Source organism: Pseudomonas sp. BN417 (genome assembly GCF_029871205.1).
Classification (GTDB): Bacteria; Pseudomonadota; Gammaproteobacteria; order Pseudomonadales; family Pseudomonadaceae; genus Metapseudomonas.
In genome coordinates this window covers 20,140-37,397 of the sequence record NZ_SSOJ01000085.1, presented here as the reverse complement: position 1 = coordinate 37,397, position 17,258 = coordinate 20,140, and the positions used below count along the sequence as shown (strand labels likewise).

The 17,258-nt window shown below is 65.8% G+C and carries 17 protein-coding genes; 8 read left to right on the top strand and 9 right to left on the bottom strand.

Annotation, left to right across the window (positions count from 1 at the left end; genetic code table 11):
• The first annotated feature begins 261 nt into the window (after positions 1 to 261).
• Positions 262 to 1,092 carry an undecaprenyl-diphosphate phosphatase gene (locus E8F11_RS09960; protein WP_280288683.1) on the top strand — a complete coding sequence of 277 codons (831 nt, stop codon included), beginning with the start codon at positions 262 to 264 and terminating at the stop codon, positions 1,090 to 1,092.
• A 48-nt stretch (positions 1,093 to 1,140) separates the two neighbouring features.
• Here E8F11_RS09960 and E8F11_RS09955 read toward each other — a convergent pair whose 3' ends face one another.
• Together E8F11_RS09955 and E8F11_RS09950 are read right to left on the bottom strand one after the other, a co-directional pair.
• Positions 1,141 to 2,490, bottom strand: a complete 1,350-nt coding sequence (locus E8F11_RS09955) for a heavy metal sensor histidine kinase (protein ID WP_280288682.1) — start codon at positions 2,488 to 2,490, stop codon at positions 1,141 to 1,143.
• Positions 2,490 to 3,170, bottom strand: coding sequence for a heavy metal response regulator transcription factor (locus E8F11_RS09950; RefSeq protein ID WP_280288681.1), 681 nt, complete (start codon positions 3,168 to 3,170; stop codon positions 2,490 to 2,492). Before E8F11_RS09950 ends, E8F11_RS09955 begins: the two co-directional genes overlap by 1 nt.
• A gap of 178 nt (positions 3,171 to 3,348) precedes the next feature.
• Here E8F11_RS09950 and queF point away from each other — a divergent pair, with 178 nt between their 5' ends.
• Positions 3,349 to 4,179, top strand: a complete 831-nt coding sequence (gene queF, locus E8F11_RS09945; protein ID WP_280288680.1) for an NADPH-dependent 7-cyano-7-deazaguanine reductase QueF — start codon at positions 3,349 to 3,351, stop codon at positions 4,177 to 4,179.
• Positions 4,180 to 4,264: 85 nt separating this feature from the next.
• Here queF and E8F11_RS09940 read toward each other — a convergent pair whose 3' ends face one another.
• The 3 genes from E8F11_RS09940 to E8F11_RS09930 form a co-directional block, all read right to left on the bottom strand.
• Positions 4,265 to 4,528, bottom strand: a complete 264-nt coding sequence (locus E8F11_RS09940) for a DUF4404 family protein (RefSeq protein ID WP_280288679.1) — start codon at positions 4,526 to 4,528, stop codon at positions 4,265 to 4,267.
• Positions 4,529 to 4,662: 134 nt separating this feature from the next.
• The gene (locus tag E8F11_RS09935; protein WP_280288678.1) at positions 4,663 to 5,403 is read right to left on the bottom strand and encodes an HAD family phosphatase; all 741 of its coding nucleotides are present in this window, start codon (positions 5,401 to 5,403) and stop codon (positions 4,663 to 4,665) included.
• 55 nt (positions 5,404 to 5,458) lie between these two features.
• Positions 5,459 to 5,878 carry a thioesterase family protein gene (locus tag E8F11_RS09930; RefSeq protein ID WP_280288676.1) on the bottom strand — a complete coding sequence of 140 codons (420 nt, stop codon included), beginning with the start codon at positions 5,876 to 5,878 and terminating at the stop codon, positions 5,459 to 5,461.
• A 104-nt stretch (positions 5,879 to 5,982) separates the two neighbouring features.
• Here E8F11_RS09930 and E8F11_RS09925 point away from each other — a divergent pair, with 104 nt between their 5' ends.
• Positions 5,983 to 6,684, top strand: a complete 702-nt coding sequence (locus E8F11_RS09925) for a VacJ family lipoprotein (RefSeq protein ID WP_280288675.1) — start codon at positions 5,983 to 5,985, stop codon at positions 6,682 to 6,684.
• A 46-nt stretch (positions 6,685 to 6,730) separates the two neighbouring features.
• On the opposite strand, the gene E8F11_RS09920 is transcribed toward E8F11_RS09925, so the two are convergent.
• A complete protein-coding gene (locus E8F11_RS09920) occupies positions 6,731 to 7,045 on the bottom strand; it encodes a PilZ domain-containing protein (RefSeq protein ID WP_280288674.1) in 315 nt (104 codons plus the stop codon).
• A 217-nt stretch (positions 7,046 to 7,262) separates the two neighbouring features.
• On the opposite strand from E8F11_RS09920, the gene rssB reads away from it, so the two are divergent.
• The gene (rssB, locus tag E8F11_RS09915) at positions 7,263 to 8,447 is read left to right on the top strand and encodes a two-component system response regulator RssB (RefSeq protein WP_280288673.1); all 1,185 of its coding nucleotides are present in this window, start codon (positions 7,263 to 7,265) and stop codon (positions 8,445 to 8,447) included.
• Positions 8,444 to 8,926, top strand: coding sequence for an anti-sigma factor antagonist RssC (rssC, locus tag E8F11_RS09910; RefSeq protein WP_280288672.1), 483 nt, complete (start codon positions 8,444 to 8,446; stop codon positions 8,924 to 8,926). The genes rssB and rssC overlap by 4 nt, the downstream gene beginning before the upstream one ends.
• Before the next feature lie 60 nt (positions 8,927 to 8,986).
• Here the strand turns inward: rssC and tal are convergent, their stop codons facing one another.
• On the bottom strand, positions 8,987 to 9,913 hold the full coding sequence (gene tal / locus E8F11_RS09905; RefSeq protein WP_280288671.1) for a transaldolase: 927 nt from the start codon (positions 9,911 to 9,913) through the stop codon (positions 8,987 to 8,989).
• Between the two features lie 295 nt (positions 9,914 to 10,208).
• Between tal and E8F11_RS09900 the strand changes: the two genes are divergently transcribed.
• Positions 10,209 to 10,595 carry a hypothetical protein gene (locus E8F11_RS09900; RefSeq protein ID WP_280288670.1) on the top strand — a complete coding sequence of 129 codons (387 nt, stop codon included), beginning with the start codon at positions 10,209 to 10,211 and terminating at the stop codon, positions 10,593 to 10,595.
• Here the strand turns inward: E8F11_RS09900 and dusA are convergent.
• Positions 10,565 to 11,575: a tRNA dihydrouridine(20/20a) synthase DusA gene (gene dusA / locus E8F11_RS09895; protein ID WP_280288669.1), complete on the bottom strand. Its 1,011-nt coding sequence runs from the start codon at positions 11,573 to 11,575 to the stop codon at positions 10,565 to 10,567. The two genes, E8F11_RS09900 and dusA, sit on opposite strands and share 31 nt — an antisense overlap.
• 130 nt (positions 11,576 to 11,705) lie before the next feature.
• Between dusA and E8F11_RS09890 the strand changes: the two genes are divergently transcribed.
• Positions 11,706 to 12,314: a flavin reductase family protein gene (locus E8F11_RS09890; RefSeq protein ID WP_280288668.1), complete on the top strand. Its 609-nt coding sequence runs from the start codon at positions 11,706 to 11,708 to the stop codon at positions 12,312 to 12,314.
• Positions 12,315 to 12,349: 35 nt separating this feature from the next.
• Here E8F11_RS09890 and E8F11_RS09885 read toward each other — a convergent pair whose 3' ends face one another.
• Positions 12,350 to 15,028, bottom strand: a complete 2,679-nt coding sequence (locus E8F11_RS09885) for a cation-transporting P-type ATPase (protein WP_280288667.1) — start codon at positions 15,026 to 15,028, stop codon at positions 12,350 to 12,352.
• 253 nt (positions 15,029 to 15,281) lie between these two features.
• Here E8F11_RS09885 and E8F11_RS09880 point away from each other — a divergent pair, with 253 nt between their 5' ends.
• Positions 15,282 to 17,246: a methyl-accepting chemotaxis protein gene (locus E8F11_RS09880; protein WP_280288666.1), complete on the top strand. Its 1,965-nt coding sequence runs from the start codon at positions 15,282 to 15,284 to the stop codon at positions 17,244 to 17,246.
• Positions 17,247 to 17,258: the final 12 nt, after the last annotated feature.

The window sequence follows — 17,258 nt, the reverse complement described above, 5'->3', positions numbered from 1 at the left end:
GGCTGATGCCTGTGACAACGTGTGATTGTCGCAGCCGCCCTGGCGATGGTGGCGGATAGCGGCAGGCAGTCTTTGGCCGCGCTTTCCGGCCGGCTCTCTGTTAGCATTTCGGCCCTCCGGGGCAAAGCTGAAGCTCAATCGACCCCGGAACCTGCTCGCTGGCCCCCGGTCTCAACGCCGTTCGGCACTCCTGCGGTGCCAGCTACCTGCACATTCGAATGCAAAGACCGCACGACAGGCGTGTCTCGGGGGATAGTTTCGATGGATTTGTGGACGGCCATGCAGGCCATCATTCTGGGGGTTGTCGAGGGCCTGACGGAGTTCCTGCCGATCTCCAGCACCGGCCACCAGATAGTGGTCGCGGACCTGCTGGGATTTACCGGGGAGCGAGCGATCGCTTTCAACGTCATCATCCAGCTGGCGGCCATCCTCGCCGTGGTCTGGGAGTATCGGCGGAAGATCTTCGACGTCGTGGTCGGCCTGCCCACCCAGCGCAGCGCCCAGCGCTTTACGGTCAACCTCCTGGTGGCGTTCTTCCCGGCGGTGATCCTGGGTGTGGCCTTCGCCGACCTGATCCACCACTATCTGTTCAATCCCATCACGGTGGCCAGTGCCCTGGTGGTGGGCGGCGTGGTCATGCTCTGGGCCGAACAGCGCCAACACAAGATCCAGGCCGAAAGCGTCGACGAAATGACTTGGAAGCATGCCCTCAAGGTCGGCTGCGCCCAGTGCCTGGCACTGGTGCCGGGCACCTCGCGCTCCGGCGCTACCATCATCGGCGGTCTGTTGTTCGGCTTGTCGCGCAAGGCGGCCACCGAGTTCTCCTTCTTCCTCGCCATGCCCACCATGGTCGGCGCGGCGGTCTACTCGGGTTACAAGTACCGCGACCTGTTCCAGCCCGGCGACCTGCCGGTGTTCGCCATGGGCTTCGTGGTGTCGTTCATCTTCGCGATGATCGCCGTGCGCAGCCTGCTGAAGTTCATCGGCAGCCATAGCTATGCGGCCTTCGCCTGGTATCGCATCGGTTTCGGCCTGCTGATCTTGGCGACCTGGCAGTTCGGCATGATCGACTGGTCCACCGCCCAGGGCTGATCCAGCCGTTTGCCGAGAAGGCGCGCCCAATGGCGCGCCTTTCGCGTTTCAGGGGGCGGGAAAGTCGAGGATGAAGCGAGTCCAGCCATTGGCGGACTCGCAGCGGATGTCGCCGCCGTGCGCGCGGACGATGGAACGCGTGATGGCCAGGCCCAGGCCGGCATGCTCGCGGCCCTCGCGGCGGGCCGGGTCGGCGCGGAAGAAGCGGTCGAACAACCGGGGCAGCAGTTCGGCGGGAATCTCCGCACCGCTGTTGGCGACGACCAGGCGCAGGCCGCGGGCATCGCTGGCCAGGCTCAGCTCGATGCGGCCGCCCTCCGGGGTGAAGCGCAGGGCGTTGTCCAGCAGGTTGGAAAGGGCGCGACGCAACATGCCGCGGTCGGCGGCGAAGCGCGCCTCGCCACTGCGGCTCATGGCCACCTGCCGGTCCTCGGCCAGGGGGCTGAAGTACTCCAGCAGGGCATCCAGCTCGCTGGCGAGATCCAGGGGTTCGCGGCGGGTGGCCAGCAGGCCGTGCTCGGCCTTGGCCAGGAACAGCATGTCGCCGACCATCTGCGCCAGGCGCTGGAGTTCTTCCAGGTTGGAATGCAGGGCCTCGCGGTAATCGTCGATCGCGCGCTCCTGGCTGAGGATCACCTGGGTCTGGGTCAGCAGGTTGGACAGCGGTGTGCGCAGTTCATGGGCGATGTCGGCGGAGAAGGCCGAAAGCCGCTGGAAGGCGTCGTCGAGCCGCGCCAGCATGGCATTGAAGGCGCGCACGAGTTCCACCAGTTCCTGGGGCACCTGGTCGTCCGCCAGGCGGGTGGTGAGGGAGCTGGCGGAAACGCCGGCAGCGACTTCGGCCATGCGGTGCAGGGGCCGCAAGCCGCTGCGCGCGGCCCAGGCGCCGAGCAGGGCGGTGGCCAGGGCCGAAAGCCCCACGGTGAGCCAGATCAGCCGCTGCATGCGCTCGAGGAAGTGCTGGTGGTGGGTGATGTCCAGCGCCAGGGTGATGCGTGGCGAGGCCGGGTCTTCCGGCCGCAGCGGTGCGCCATAGGTCCGGTAGTCGGTGCCGTCCTGCTGCCATTCGTGCAGGCCGTCGCGCCCCGGGGCGCGGAGTCCTTTGGCGCTGGTGAACCAGTACTGGCCTTCGCTGCCCTCCAGGCGCAGGGCGAGGTCAGGGTGCAGGCGCAGTTCGGCCTGCAAGGCTTCCAGGCGCGGCGCCAGGCTGGCGGGGCTGTCCGCATCGCGCACCAGCGCGCGGAAGGCTGCCAGCCGGCTTTCCAGCAGTTGCTGGTCGAGCTCGACGAAGTGGGCCTGGCTGGCGCGACTGAAGAGCACGCCGGCGGTCAGAGAGACGGCGGCCGTGCAGGCGGCGAACAGCAGGCCGAGACGGGCAGTCAGGGAGAGTCCGCGCATCAGCCTTCGCGCGCCTCCAGCACATAGCCCAGGCCGCGCACGGTATGGATCAGCTTGGTGGGGAAGTCGTCGTCCAGCTTGGCTCGCAGGCGGCGGACGGCGACTTCGATCACGTTGGTTTCGCTGTCGAAGTGCATGTCCCAGACTTCCGCAGCGATCAGCGCCTTGGGCAGCACTTCGCCCTGGCGGCGCAGGAGGAATTCCAGCAGGGCGAACTCCTTGGCGGTGAGGTCGATGCGCCGGCCGCCGCGTTCCACGCGCCGGCTCAGCAGGTCCAGGTGCAGGTCGGCCAGCTCCAGGCTGGTTTCCTGCGGGCTGGCGGCGCCGCGGCGCAGCAGGGTGCGAACGCGGGCGAGGAGCTCGGCGAAGGCGAAGGGCTTGATCAGGTAGTCATCGGCGCCCAGTTCCAGGCCGTGGACGCGCTCTTCCACGGCGTCCCGCGCGGTGAGGAACAGCACCGGGACCTGCACGCCGGCCTCGCGCAGGCTGCGCAGCACCTGCCAGCCGTCGAGACCGGGGAGCATCACATCGAGGATGATCAGGTCGTACTCGCCGGAAAGGGCCAGTGCGCGACCTTCCAGGCCATCGGTGGCGAGATCCGCGGCAAGGCCGGCCTCGGCCATGCCCTGGCGCAGGTACTGGCCAGTCTTGGGTTCGTCTTCGACTATCAGTAGTTTCATGCTGGCAGTAGTTTCATGCTGGGCTCATCGCTTCGGCTGCTGCTTTATACCGTGCCGGCTGGCCGGACAGGGAAAGCTGACAAAGTTGTAATGCGGCAGCGCCGTTGGTGCCGCGGATTTTCCAGCGGCGGCGCGGCTGTATACAATTGCCCGGTTTTCGCATTCTCAGGTCCGCGCCATGCATCATCCCGCCGAACATTCGCCGCTGGGCAAATCCAGCGAGTACGTCAGCACCTACAATCCGGAGCTGCTCTTCCCGATTTCCCGCGTGACCAAGTGGAACGAGCTGGGACTGACCGCTGCGACCCTGCCGTACCGCGGCGTGGACTACTGGAATTGCTACGAGCTGTCCTGGCTGACGCCGTCCGGCAAACCGGTGGTGGCCATCGGCGAGTTCGCCATTCCAGCCGATTCGCCGAACATCATCGAATCCAAGTCCTTCAAGCTGTACCTGAACTCGCTGAACCAGTCCGTCTATGCCAGCGCCCGGGAGCTCGAACAGGTGCTGGAACGGGACCTGAGCGCTGCGGCGGGTGCTCCGGTGAAGGTGCGGGTGCGCAGCCTGGCGGAGGTGGAGGCCGAGGGCGTGGCCAGACTGCCGGGCCAGTGCATCGACGAGCTGGATGTGCGCATCGACAACTACGAGCATCCGCAGCCCGAACTGCTGCGCGCGGACGCCGGCCAGCAGGTGGCGGAGGCGCTGCACAGCCATCTGCTGAAGTCCAACTGCCCGGTCACCGGCCAGCCGGACTGGGGCACCGTGGTCGTGGAATACCGTGGGGCGAAGCTGGATCACGCCAGCTTCCTGGCCTACCTGGTGAGTTTCCGCCAGCATGCCGATTTCCATGAACAGTGCGTGGAACGTATCTTCCTCGACCTCAAGCGCCTGTTGCAGCCCGAGCAGCTGACTGTCTATGCCCGTTACGTTCGCCGCGGCGGCCTGGATATCAACCCCTATCGCAGTACCCATGAACGCCAGGTGGACAATCGCCGGCTGGTGCGGCAGTAGGGCAAGGGCGTTTCAGGGCCCGGAGCCCAGGCCGGCTGAATGACGAGAACCCCGACTCGAAGTCGGGGTTTTTGCTTTTCGTGGGCTAGATGCCCATGTTCGCCAGGCTCTGCATGATGTTGCGTAGGGTGCCGGCGAGGGTGGGGTGGCGGGTCTCGAATCGTTCCACGGCCAGGTTGACGCCGTCCACCAGGGTCGCGTCCGGTGCGCTGGCGGCGTCCTGGGCCAGGCGCAGTTCGATTTCCTGCATCAACTCGATCAGCGATGCGCGCTCCTCCGCATCCAGCGGCGGCTCCTGGGCCAGCTGGTCGCGCAGTTGTTGCAGTTGCTGCTGCAGGCGTTCAGGCATGACTTTCTCCCGTTGCGAATGACTCAGGAGTGGACCCCTGCCGCCGGGGCAAAGGTCCCTCATGCCTTAGAGATTAATCCAGGCTGCCCGGGCCTGCCTGATCAGGATCAAGGCTGTAACAAAACAGCCTCGCGTCAGGGCTTCTCGCCCTTCTCCCGGCGCGACGCCAGATCGGCCAGGCAGGGGCCCAGTTCGCCCAGGTGGTCGATCACCGAGTGCGCGCCGAGGCGGTAGAGCTCCAGTGTCGCGGTGGCGCGCAGGCGGTCGCGTTCGGCGCTGTCCAGGGCTTTCCAGTCGGCGGGTGCGAGGCCGCACAGCGGGCCGCTGGCGGCCAGGCCTATGGTCCAGAGCCCGGCATTCAGACCGGCCTGCAAAAGACGCGGATTGGCACTGACCAGCACGCAGCCTTCCAGGTGCGATACACCCAGCCCGGCCAGGGCCTGCCAGCAGCTGTCCGGCGCGGGCCAGGGGCGGGCGCCATTGAGTTCGCTGGGGCGCAGCCAGGCGGGCAGGGGCGCGGCCAGGCGCCAACTGGCGGGGGCCGGCAAGTCGTCGAGCCAGGCGCAGGGCACCTTGCTGCCGTCTACCAGGCTGGCCAGCGTATCGAGGTCGGTCACAACTTCCGCATGCTCGCTCGCGGCGTCGAGCAACTGCTGCTGGAAGGCCTGCAGTTGCGCTTCGCTGGCGGAGGCGCCCAAGGCGTGGTCGAGGGCGGCCAGTGGCTCAAGGCCGGCGGATTTGGCGAGGCGCTCTACCGGGCAATCCGGCAGCAGACGGGTCAGCGCCAGGGGCAGGGTACGGGAACCGAAGTCCACCAGGCAGCCGGAAAGGCCGAAGAGGATGGCGGTGAAGGCGGGCGGTTGGCTCTGGGGCATCTGCGTCGTCCTGACGGGGTCTGGCGCAGGCTAACCGCCCTGGATGACAACGGGGTTACGAATGCTTGACGGCCCCCAGGGCCCGGCGCAGGTCGTCGGGTACCGGCACCGACCTGTCGGTATCGTGATCGATCCAGACCAGCTTGCAATGGCCTTCGCCGTAGAGCGTTTCCGGGTCTTCCAGGGTGCTCAGGCGGTGTTCCAGCACCAAGCTGCTGTTGCCCACCGGGCCGGCGTACAACTCGATGACCACGGTGGCCGGATGTACCACGGGCTTGAGGTAGGTATGCAGGGTCTGCAGCACCACCGGGCCCCGGGGCACGTTGTTCATGTCGATGCCGAGACGCTCGAACCAGGCCACCCGGGCTTCTTCCAGGTACTGGATGTAGAGGGTGTTGTTGACGTGGCCATAACTGTCCATGTCGCCCCAGCGAACGGGGATATGTGCAACATGAAGCAAGTTTTTTTCCAGCATGGGGGCTGTCCACTATGCTGCCCAACAGGGGCGATGGCCTTATACTGCGCGCCGTCGGTGGGGCGGCAGGGCCGCCACACTACTTTTCTCAAGGAGAGTCTGCAATGCAATTGATCGGTGCTCAGTGGCTCGGTCGCCTGAGCCGCGCGCTGGCCTGCCTGAGCCTGGCGATACTCCCCATCGCCGCGCACGCTGCGGAGGATGACCCCTGGGAGGGCTTCAACCGCGCGATGTTCCGTTTCAACGATACCCTCGATACCTATGCGCTGAAGCCCGTCGCCAAGGGCTACCAGGCGGTGACCCCGCAGTTCCTGGAAGATGGCATCCACAATGTCTTCGGCAATATCGGCGATGTGGGCAACCTGGCCAACGACCTGTTCCAGGCCAAGTTCCACAATGCCGGCGTCGACACCAGCCGCCTGATCTTCAACACCAGTTTCGGCCTGCTCGGCTTCTTCGACGTCGCTACCCAGATGGGTCTGCAGCGCAACGACGAGGACTTCGGCCAGACCATGGGCTACTGGGGCGTAGACAGTGGCCCCTACCTGGTGCTGCCGTTCTTCGGACCCAGCACCGTGCGCGATGCCGGCGGTATGGTCCCGGACAGCTTCCTCGGTCCTTACCCCTATATCGACCATGTACCGACCCGCAACGTGACCCGTGCGGTGGATGTGGTGGATACCCGCGCCAACCTGTTGTCGGCCGAGAAGCTGATCACCGGCGACAAGTACATCTTCATTCGCAACGCCTACCTGCAGAACCGCGAGTTCAAGGTGAAGGACGGCGAGGTCGAAGACGACTTCTGAGCGACAGCCCCATGAAAAAGGCGACCCCGGGGTCGCCTTTTTCGTTTCAGGCCTTTACCACCCGGGACATGTCCAGGATGACCAGGCCAAGGGTCTGGCCACCGCTTGGGAGCTCGCCGACGCGCACGACTTCGGCCTCGGCTTCCAGTCCCTTGAGTGCGCTGTGCTCGGACGGGATGAGCACGCGGACGCGGTCGCCGACCGCGAGGTTCACGTCCCCTTCCAGCTGTATGCCGCTGCTGGAGAGGTCCAGGCAGCGGGTGGGGTACTGCTGGCCGGCGTGCTCCAGGATGGCCTGGGTCTGCACTTGCATCCGGATGAAATCGCGCTTGTCGCTGTAGTTGCGGTCGTCCAGGCTCACGTACGGGTCCCCTTGTTGTCATGGAGTCGCCTCGAACCACTTATAACTTCCAGCGATTTCAGGTGTAAAGGCAGAGTTCGACACGCGCTGCAAGCTTGAATCGCCCTGCGGATGGGAGTACCGTCTGCGCCGTAAAGCGAACCCCCGTACTCGTGCTCGGGCCTTAGATCGGGTGCTAAAACCAACCCATCCCTGGCGCCGTTTGCCTGGATACTCCATGCACAATCCCAGTGCCAAGCTGCTGATTATTGACGACGACGAGGTAGTGCGCGCGAGCCTCGCGGCCTATCTGGAAGACAGTGGTTTCAGCGTTCGGCAGGCCAGCAACGGCCTGCAGGGGCTGCAGGTTTTCGAGCGGGATCGCCCTGATCTGGTGATCTGCGACTTGCGCATGCCCCAGGTCGATGGCCTGGAACTGATTCGCCGAATTTCCGAGCTTGAATCAGAAACCCCGGTGATAGTGGTCTCCGGCGCCGGCGTGATGAGCGACGCGGTCGAAGCCCTGCGCCTTGGTGCGGCGGACTACCTGATCAAGCCCCTGGAGGATCTGGCCGTTCTCGAGCACTCGGTGCGCCGTGCCCTCGATCGCTCGGCCCTGCGCCTGGAGAACCGCCGCTACCGGGAGAAGCTCGAAGCCGCCAACCGCGAGCTGCAGGCTAGCCTGCATCTGCTGCAGGAGGACCAGAACGCTGGCCGCCAGGTGCAGATGAACATGCTGCCGGTGACGCCTTGGATGGTGGATGGCCTGCGCTTCGCCCACCAGATCATTCCGTCGCTGTACCTTTCGGGGGACTTCGTCGATTACTTCCGTGTCGATGAGCGCCGGGTGGCGTTCTATCTGGCGGACGTTTCCGGCCACGGCGCTTCTTCAGCCTTCGTCACCGTGCTGCTCAAGTTCATGACCACGCGCCTGCTCTACGAGTCCCGGCGCAACGGCTCCTTGCCCGAGTTCAAGCCTTCCGAGGTGCTCGGGCACATCAACCGAGGCCTGATCAACTGCAAGCTGGGCAAGCACGTGACCATGCTGGGCGGCGTGATAGACGAGCAGAGCGGCAAGCTGACTTACAGCATCGGCGGGCATCTGCCCTTGCCGGTGCTCTACAGTGAGGGCAAGGCCTCTTACCTGGCCGGCAAGGGCCTGCCGGTGGGGCTGTTCGACGAGGCGAGCTATGATGATCATGTCATCGAGCTGCCGCCGTCCTTCAGCCTGACTTTGCTTTCCGACGGTATCCTGGACCTTTTGCCCGGGGATACCCTCAAAGATAAGGAAGCCGCGCTGCCGGGTCTGGTGTGCGAGGCAGGTGGCAGTCTGGATGGCTTGCGACAAGTATTTGGGCTGGCCAGTCTGGGCGAGATGCCGGATGATATCGCCTTGCTGGTGTTGAGCAGGAACCTTGCATGAGTACCGGTAAAATCCAGTTTGCCGAGCAGGACGGGACTTTCGTCCTCAAGTTTGTCGGAGAAATCCGCCTGACCCTGTGTTCGGCCCTGGATTCAACCATCGAAAAGATCTTCACGGCGCTGAATTTTTCGGCGATCGTCATCGATCTCACGGAAACCCGAAGCATCGACAGTACGACGCTGGGCCTCCTGGCCAAGCTGTCGATCCTCTCGCGGCAGAAAGTGGGCCTGCTGCCCACGGTAGTGACCACCCACCCCGATATCACCCGACTGTTGCAGTCGATGGGATTCGATCAGGTGTTCAATATCGTCGGTACGCCGATCCCCTGCCCGGAATGCCTGGAGGACCTGCCGCCGCAGGACCAGACGGAGGATGTGGTCCGCACCAAGGTGCTGGAAGCCCACCGCATCCTCATGGGGCTCAACGAGTCGAACCGCGAAGCCTTCCACGACCTGGTCAGCGCCCTCGAGCGCAGCTGAACCGCCGTTTCCGCCTGACCATTACGCGCGCAGCCCGCAAAGGCTGCGCGCGTTTGCATTTCAGCGGCGGGAGGCGAGCAGAGCCTCCAGCTTTTCCTGGTCACGGGCGAACAGGCGGATGCCCTCGGCCAGCTTCTCGGTCGCCATGGCGTCCTCGTTCAGCTGCCAGCGGTAGGCTGTCTCATCCAGCACCATGCGAGCTTCGGCATCGCTGCCGGGGGCCAGGTTGCGCGCCAGCGAGCCCTGATCTTCGGCCAGTTTCTGCAGGAGTTCGGGGCTGATGGTGAGGCGGTCGCAGCCGGCCAGCGCCTCGATCTGCCCGAGATTCCGGAAGCTCGCACCCATCACCACCGTCCGGTAGCCGTTGGCCTTGTAGTAGCGATAGATGCGTGAAACTGACTGCACGCCCGGGTCTTCATTGCCGACGAAATCGCGGCCTTCGGCTTTCTTGTACCAGTCGTAGATCCGGCCGACGAAGGGGGAAATCAGGAATACCCCGGCATCCGCGCAAGCAGCCGCCTGGGCGAAGTTGAACAGCAGGGTCAGGTTGGTCTGGACGCCCTCGCGTTCCAGCTGTTCCGCCGCGCGGATGCCCTCCCAGGTGGAGGCGATCTTGATCAGCACGCGGTCACGGCCGATGCCGGCTTCTTCATAGAGGCCGATCAGGCGCTCGGCGCGGCGCAAGGTGGCGTCGGTATCGAAGGACAGGCGCGCATCCACTTCAGTGGAGATGCGCCCCGGAATCACCTTGAGGATCTCCTGGCCAACGGCCACGCCGAAACGGTCGCAGGCCAAGCCCTGGTCATTGCCGCTGGCGGCCACGGCGCTGTCGAGCAGGTCGGCATAGCGCGGCATGGCAGCGGCTTTGAGCAGCAGCGAGGGGTTGGTTGTGGCGTCCACCGGCTTGAGGCGGGAAATCGCGTCCAGATCGCCGGTGTCGGCAACGACGGTGGTGTACTGCTTGAGTTGGTCCAGCTTGGAGGTCATGGCGAAACCTTGTCGTGGCGGATGAAGTGACCTTACCCGAGCTGCCTGGGCTGCTCAACGGGGGCGTAAGGGCTTTTTTACAGGCTGCTCGCCTGCCCATCCTTACTGACCGGGGGAGGGGGGATGCAGGTTCCGCTGGTCCGACGAAGAAAAAGACTTCGCATTTTTATTGCGGTTTTTCCGCGCTCGTCCGTCTACTTCCATGAGAGCCCAGAAATTCTGGGGCAACAGGCTGACAGGAGATTCAGCCAGAGGCCTCGCGTCACGCGAGCCATTGATCGACAAGGAGAATCTGATGCGAGTACACGCCTTGCCACGGGCCAGGCCCGTTGCCCAGCAGCCAGTCTGCCTGATGGTCGAGGAGCGCCTGGCGGGCGTGGATCATCGCCAGCTGCGCCGGATGTTGCAGCAGGCAGGACTGAAGACCAGCATGCCGCGCCTCAAGGTGCTGGAAATGCTCTACCTGGCCGCGCTCCAGGGGGGCGGTTTATCCAGCCGTCTTCTGCATGAGCGCCTGGTGGAGGCCGGCGAACCGCTGTCCCTGGCCAGTGTGCGCCAGGTGCTGGGGCGAATGGTGGAAGGTGGCCTGGTGGCCGCCCTGGGCGGCAGCCGTTTCTGCCTGGCGCCGGCCTGGGAAGCGGCGATCTCGCCTCAGCGGCCGCGCAACAGCTCCGCAGCCTGATCCAGTAGCGCCAGCGGGTCGGCGGTCTTGTGTACGTCGACCGACAGCAACTGGCGGAAGCGCCTGGCGCCTGGGAAGCCCTGGGCCAGGCCGAGGACGTGGCGGGTGATGTGATGCATCACCCCACCTTCCTGCAGATGACTCGCGATATAGGGGCGCATGGCCTCCAGCGCTTCCGCGCGACTGATCTGCGGAGCGGCGCCGCCGAACAGCGCGGCGTCAACCTCTGCCAGCAGGTAGGGGTTGTGGTAGGCCTCGCGACCCAGCATTACGCCATCGAAGGTCTGCAGGTGCTCCCGGCACTCGTCGAGGGTCTTGATACCGCCATTGAGGATGAGCTCCAGGTCCGGGAAGTCCCGCTTCAGCTGCGCCGCCACGTCGTAGCGCAGAGGGGGCACCTCGCGATTTTCCTTGGGAGACAGGCCCTCGAGGATGGCGATGCGCGCGTGCACGGTGAAGCTGCGGCAACCGGCCTCGCGCACCTGACCTACGAAATCGCAGAGCTCGGCATAACTGTCGCGGCCATTGATGCCAATCCGGTGCTTCACCGTCACCGGGATGTCCACCGCATCCAGCATCGCCTTGACGCAATCGGCCACCAGCGCCGGATGTCCCATCAGGCAGGCGCCAATCATGTTGTTCTGCACCCGGTCGCTGGGGCAGCCGACGTTCAGGTTCACCTCGTCGTAGCCCGCGTCCTCGGCAAGCCGCGCACAGGCCGCCAGTTCCGCCGGCACACTGCCGCCCAGCTGCAACGCGAGCGGATGCTCCGCCTCGTCATGCCGCAGGAACCGCGCCCGATCCCCATGCAGCAGGGCGCCGGTGGTCACCATTTCGGTGTAGAGCAGGGCGTGCTGCGACAGCTGGCGCAGGAAGAAGCGACAGTGACGGTCAGTCCAATCCATCATCGGCGCCACGGAGAAGCGGCGGGACAGGGCGGGGCGGGCGGCGGTGGCGAGGTGGCGTTGCGGTTGGTTCATCTGCAGTGACTATTGCGTTGCGGCGCCGGCTGGCGTGAAAGGGGCGTAGTTTATCAGGAAGCGGCATTGCCCGCCCCGACCGCCCCTCGCCAAGGCATAATCGCCATTTTCGTCCCGCCGGAGTCTTTCGATGCAGCTCGATTTCACCCAGCTAGCCCCGCTGGATGCCTACCGCTGGCTGGCCTCTACCGTTACGCCGCGTCCCATCGCCTGGGTGTCTACCCTGTCGAAGGACGGGGTCAGCAACCTGGCACCTTTCAGTTTTTTCCAGGTGATCAGCGACGATCCGCCGACCCTGATGGTGAACATCACTACCCGCGATGGTGGCGAGTTGAAAGACACCCTGCGCAATGTGCAGGAGACCGGCGAGCTGGTGATCCAGCTGGTGTCCTTCGGCCAGGCCGAGGCGATGAATGCCAGCGCGGCCTGGTTGCCCCATGGCGTCAGCGAATTCGAGAACTGTGGCATCGCCTGCGAGCCTTCGCTGCGGGTGAAGGCACCGAGGGTCCGGGGCGTTCCCGTGGCCTTCGAGTGCCGATTGGTGGAAGTGCAGCCCTATCCCCGCGCCAATCCCAATTGCCACCTGGTGTTCGCCGAGGTGCTGCTGGCGCATATCGACGACGAGGTGCTGACCGAAGCCGGGCGGGTGGATCCGCAGCGCCTGGACCTGGTGGGGCGCCTGGGCGGCAGTGCCTACGCACGGACCTGCGAAACCTTCAACATGGCGCGGCCTGGCTGAGCCGCACCATTTCCCTGGCCGGAGGAGGGGGCCGACTAGCGACGCTCCTCTCCGGCGAAGTGGCGGCGCAGCTTCTTGTCTAATTCGACGACCGCGCAGGTGACCACTGCCGTGCCCAGGCACCAGGTCCAGCCCGCCAGGCCCAGCCCGCTGGTGCCAAACAGCGCCTGGAATGCCGGCACGTAGGTGAAGCCCAACTGCAGCAGTACCATCAGGCCGACCATGCCCCAGACCATGGGGTTGTCACGCAGGCTGAAGCGCGCCGGGCCGTTCAGGCGCCGGCTGCTGAAGAGGTAGCCGATCTCGCCGAATACCAGGGCGTTCACCGCCAGGGTGCGGCTGGCTTCCATGCTCCAGCCGAGTTTCTGGGCATGGATGAACAGCCCGAGGCTGGCCAGAGTCAGCAGCACCGATACCAGCAGGATCAGCCACAGCAGTTCGGCCGACAGCAGCGGCGCCTTCGGGTCCCTGGGCGGGCGCTGCATGAGGTCGTCCTCGGCGGGCTCGAAAGCCAGCGCCAGGGCGAGGGTGACGGCGGTGATCATGTTCACCCAGAGGATTTGCAGCGGGGTGATGGGTAGCGTCAGGCCGAGCAGGATAGCGGTCAGCAGGACGAAGGCCTGGGCGCCATTGGTGGGCAGGATGAAAAGGATGGATTTTTTCAGGTTGTCGTAGACGGTGCGGCCTTCTTCCACCGCGTGGGCAATGGTGGCGAAGTTGTCGTCGGCCAGGACCATCTGCGCCGCCTCCTTGGCCGCCTCGGTCCCCTTGATGCCCATGGCGATGCCGATGTCGGCGCGCTTGAGGGCGGGAGAGTCGTTGACCCCGTCGCCGGTCATTGCCACCCGTTCGCCTATGGCCTGCAGGCGCTCCACCAGGCGCAGCTTGTGGCTCGGGCTGGTGCGGGCGAACACGCTGGTTTCTTTCAGCCGGGCGTCCAGTTCGGCGTCGCTGAGGTCATCCAGGTCGGCGCCGGTCAGCGGGTTGCCGCCCGGCAGGCCGAGGCGCTCGGCAATGGCGGCGGCAGTGGCGGCGTGGTCGCCGGTGATCATCTTCACGTGGATGCCGGCGCTGTGGCATTCCTCGATGGCGAGGATGGCTTCTTCCCGTGGCGGGTCGAGCATGCCCACCAGGCCGAGGAGAATGAAGCCGCTGTCGAGGTCGGCATGATCCAGTTCATGCTGGTGCTCCCCGGCCGCGCGCCGGGCCAGGCCGATCATCCGCAGGCCAGTCGCTGCGCCTTCGCCCAGCACCTCGTCCCAGACCCGCGGGTCCAGCGGCTCGACTGCGCCATCGCGCCATTGCTGGTCGCAGACTTCGAGCAAGCGTTCCGGCGCGCCCACCAGGTAGATGATGCCGCTGCCATCGGCATCCCGGTGCAGGCTGGCCAGGTAGCGGCGTTCGGAGCTGAAGGGAATGGCGTCCACCCGTGGCAGGCGGGCGGATTCGTCCTCGGCATCCAGCTGCAGCTTGCCGGCCAGGGTGAGCAGGGCCGCTTCGGTGGGGTCGCCGGTGATGCACCACTGGCTGTCCACCTCGCACAGGCTGGCGCTGTTGGCCAGCAGGCCGGCGCGAGCCAGTTCATGGAGGTCATGGGCCAGGTCGCCGGTGGGCGTCACATCGCCCTGCGGGGCATAGCCCACGCCTGCCACTTCGAAGCGGCGGGCGGCGGTGTAGATGCGCTGCACGGTCATTTCGTTGCGGGTCAGGGTGCCGGTCTTGTCCGAGCAGACCACGGTCACTGCGCCGAGGCTTTCCACCGCCGGCAGCCGACGGATGATGGATCGGCGACGGGCCATGCGTTGCACGCCCAGGGCCAGGATGATGGTCAGTACCGCCGGCAGGCCTTCGGGAATGGCGGCCACGGCCAGGCCCACGGCGGCCATCAGCATGTCTTCGGCGCTGTAGCCGCGCAGCAGGATGCCAAAGGCGAAGGTGGCCACCGCCAGCACCAGGATGATCAGGGTGAGCTGGCGGGCGAAGCGCGCCATGTCCGCCAGCAATGGCGTCTGCAATTGCTCCACCGTGCCTAGCAGGTGGCTGATGCGTCCGAGTTCGGTCTCGCCGGCGGTGGCGACCACCAGGCCGACGCCGCTGCCCGCGCTCACCAGGGTGCCGGAGTAGGCCATGCTGTGGCGGTCGCCCAGGCTGGCGTCCTGGGGGACGGGTTGGCTGCCCTTGTCGGTGGGCACGGATTCGCCGGTGAGCGCCGCTTCTTCGATACGCAGGTTGCGGGTCTCCAGCAGGCGCAGGTCCGCCGGCACCCGGTCGCCGGCCTCCAGCAGCACCAGGTCGCCCGGCACCAGCTCCTCGGCCGGCACCTGACGCACCTCGCCTTCGCGCTTGACCCGGCTGTCCAGGGTGAGCAGCTTCTGGATCGCGCGCATGGCGTGTTCGGCCTTGCCTTCCTGGATGAAGCCGACCACGGCGTTGATCAGCACCACACCGAAGATCACTGCGGAGTCGAGCCATTCGCCCAGGACCAGGGTGACCAAGGTTGAAGCCAGCAACACATAGATCAGCAGATTGTGGAATTGCAGCAGGAAGCGCTTCAGCGGCCCGGCGCTGGGCCGTTCCGGCAGGCAATTGGGGCCAAAGCTGGCCAGGCGGCGTTCGGCTTCCTCCGTATCCAGGCCGGCAGGGCCGCTGTCCAGCTGCTGCAGGCTGGTCTCGACGGTCTCGGCATGCCAGTGAGTGGGGGATGGGGCGCTCATGTCGTCCTCCATGGCGAATCCTCGGGCAAGCCTAGTTCCTTCAGACGACTCCGTTATTGGCCTGGGTCAGTTCCTGGGCTCCTGTAGGAAAGATGGAAAGCATCCCAAAGCGACCTCCAGTTAGCCAAAAACAGCATGGGCGGGGGAGGTGGCAGGAATATGGCTTGTCGCCAGTATTGGGCTGTTCCAATGTTCGGCCTTCCGGGAAGCGGATCGCGTCCATGCGGTTGTCGCCTTGTGGGGAGGTTGGAGCATGTGGACTGTCTTGCAACGTAGCCTTGCCAGCCTGGGCACGGCCAGCAAGTTGATGCTGGGTTTTGGCACCGTGCTGGCGCTGACCCTGGTGGTGGCGTCGACCGGCTTCACCGCACTGCGCGCGGTGGACGCCCGGGCCAGCCTGCTGGAGGAAATGCGCGCCATCAGCAGCGATGTGCTGATGATCCGGCACACGGAAAAGGACTATGCCCTCACCGCCGATGCCAAGCGGGCCGAAGCGTTGCGCCAGCAGGCCGAGGCCATAGTCGTGCGCAGCGAGACCCTGGCCGCGCAGTTGTCCGCACCCGGCCGCGAGGCCCTGGGTGAGGTCACCCAAGCCATGGCCGAGTATCGTGGCGCCTTCGACCGCTATGCGGAGCTCAGCGATAACCAGCGCCTCGCCCTGGAGGCGGCCAACTGGTTGGTGGTGAGCGCATCCAACAGCCTCGACGTACTGCAGAGCGGCCTGAACGAAGATGGCGTTGACCTGCTGAAGAGCTCCCAGGGTGCCGAGGGTGCTGACCTGGTGACCCAGGGCGGACAGATCGGCCGTGTCTACCAACTGCTCCTGCAGGCCCTGAACCAGGCCGGCCTGCGCCTCGAGCAGAGTCGCAGCGCCAATGAGGCGGGCACGCCGCAGATCCAGGAAGCCCAGGAGGCGCAGAGGCTTGCCGCCGAGCTGCGCGATGCCATGCAGGACCCCGGCTACGCTGCCGTGCTCACCGAGGTGATCGGCAACGTCGACTCCTTCAACGAGCGCCTCAAGGAATACACCGCCATCCTGGAGCAGCAGCGCCAGGAGTACGCGCATCTGGCCGCCGCAGCCGAGCGCGTGGTGCGGGCGGTGGAGCGGGCCTACGAGTTGCAGAAGGCCGACATGCGTGCCCAGCAGGACGCCAGCTCATTGCTGATATTGCTGGCAGCGGCCCTGGCCCTGCTTATCGGCCTCGCCGCAACCGCGCTGATCAGCCTGCTGATTGTCCGGCCCCTACGCCGGGTGATCGGCCTGGCGCGGCAGATCGCCGAGGGTGACCTCAGCGCCAGCATCGAGGTGCAGCGCCGCGACGAGATCGGCCAGCTGATGGAGGCCATGCAGGGCATGTCCGGCAATCTGCGGGACATGGTCGGCCGCCTGCAGGGCGGGGTGGCGCAGATTTCCGCCTCGGCCCAGGCGCTGTCCAGCATCACCGAGCAGACCCGCATCGGCGTGAACGGCCAGAAGGAGGAAACCGATCAGGTGGCCACCGCCATGAGCCAGATGGCCGCCACCGTCCAGGAGGTGGCGCGCAATGCCGAGGCCGCCGCGGCCTCCACCGAGTCCGCGGACCGGCGCGTGGGCACCGGCGGCCAGGTGGTACGCCAGACGCTCGAAAGGGTCAACCAACTGGCCCATGCCATGGCGGAGGCCACCAGCAGCATCCAGCGCCTCAGCCAGGACACCCAGAGCATCGGCACCGTGCTGGACGTGATCAAGAATGTGGCCGAGCAGACCAATCTGCTGGCACTCAATGCCGCCATCGAAGCGGCCCGCGCCGGCGAGCAGGGGCGTGGCTTCGCGGTGGTGGCCGATGAAGTTCGGGCGCTTGCCAGGCGGACCCAGCAGTCCACGGCCGAGATCGAGCGGCTGATCGCGACCCTGCGCGAAGGCGTGCGCAGCTCGGTGGAGCACATGCAGCAAAGCGGCAGCCTGGTGGACATGACGGTGCAGGACGCCAACCAGACGGAAGAAGCCCTGGCCGGCATCGCCGAAGCCGTGACTCTGATCCACCAGATGAACCAGCAGATCGCCGCGGCGGCCGAGCAGCAGAGCGCGGTGGCCGAGGAGATCAACCGCAGCGTCACCAATATCCGCGACATCGCCGACCAGTCGGCCACGGCCATGGACGAGACCGCCTCGTCGAGTATCCAGCTGGCCCGCCTGGGGCAGGAACTGCAGGGGATGGCGGGGCATTTCCGGTTGTAGGGCCGCGGCACC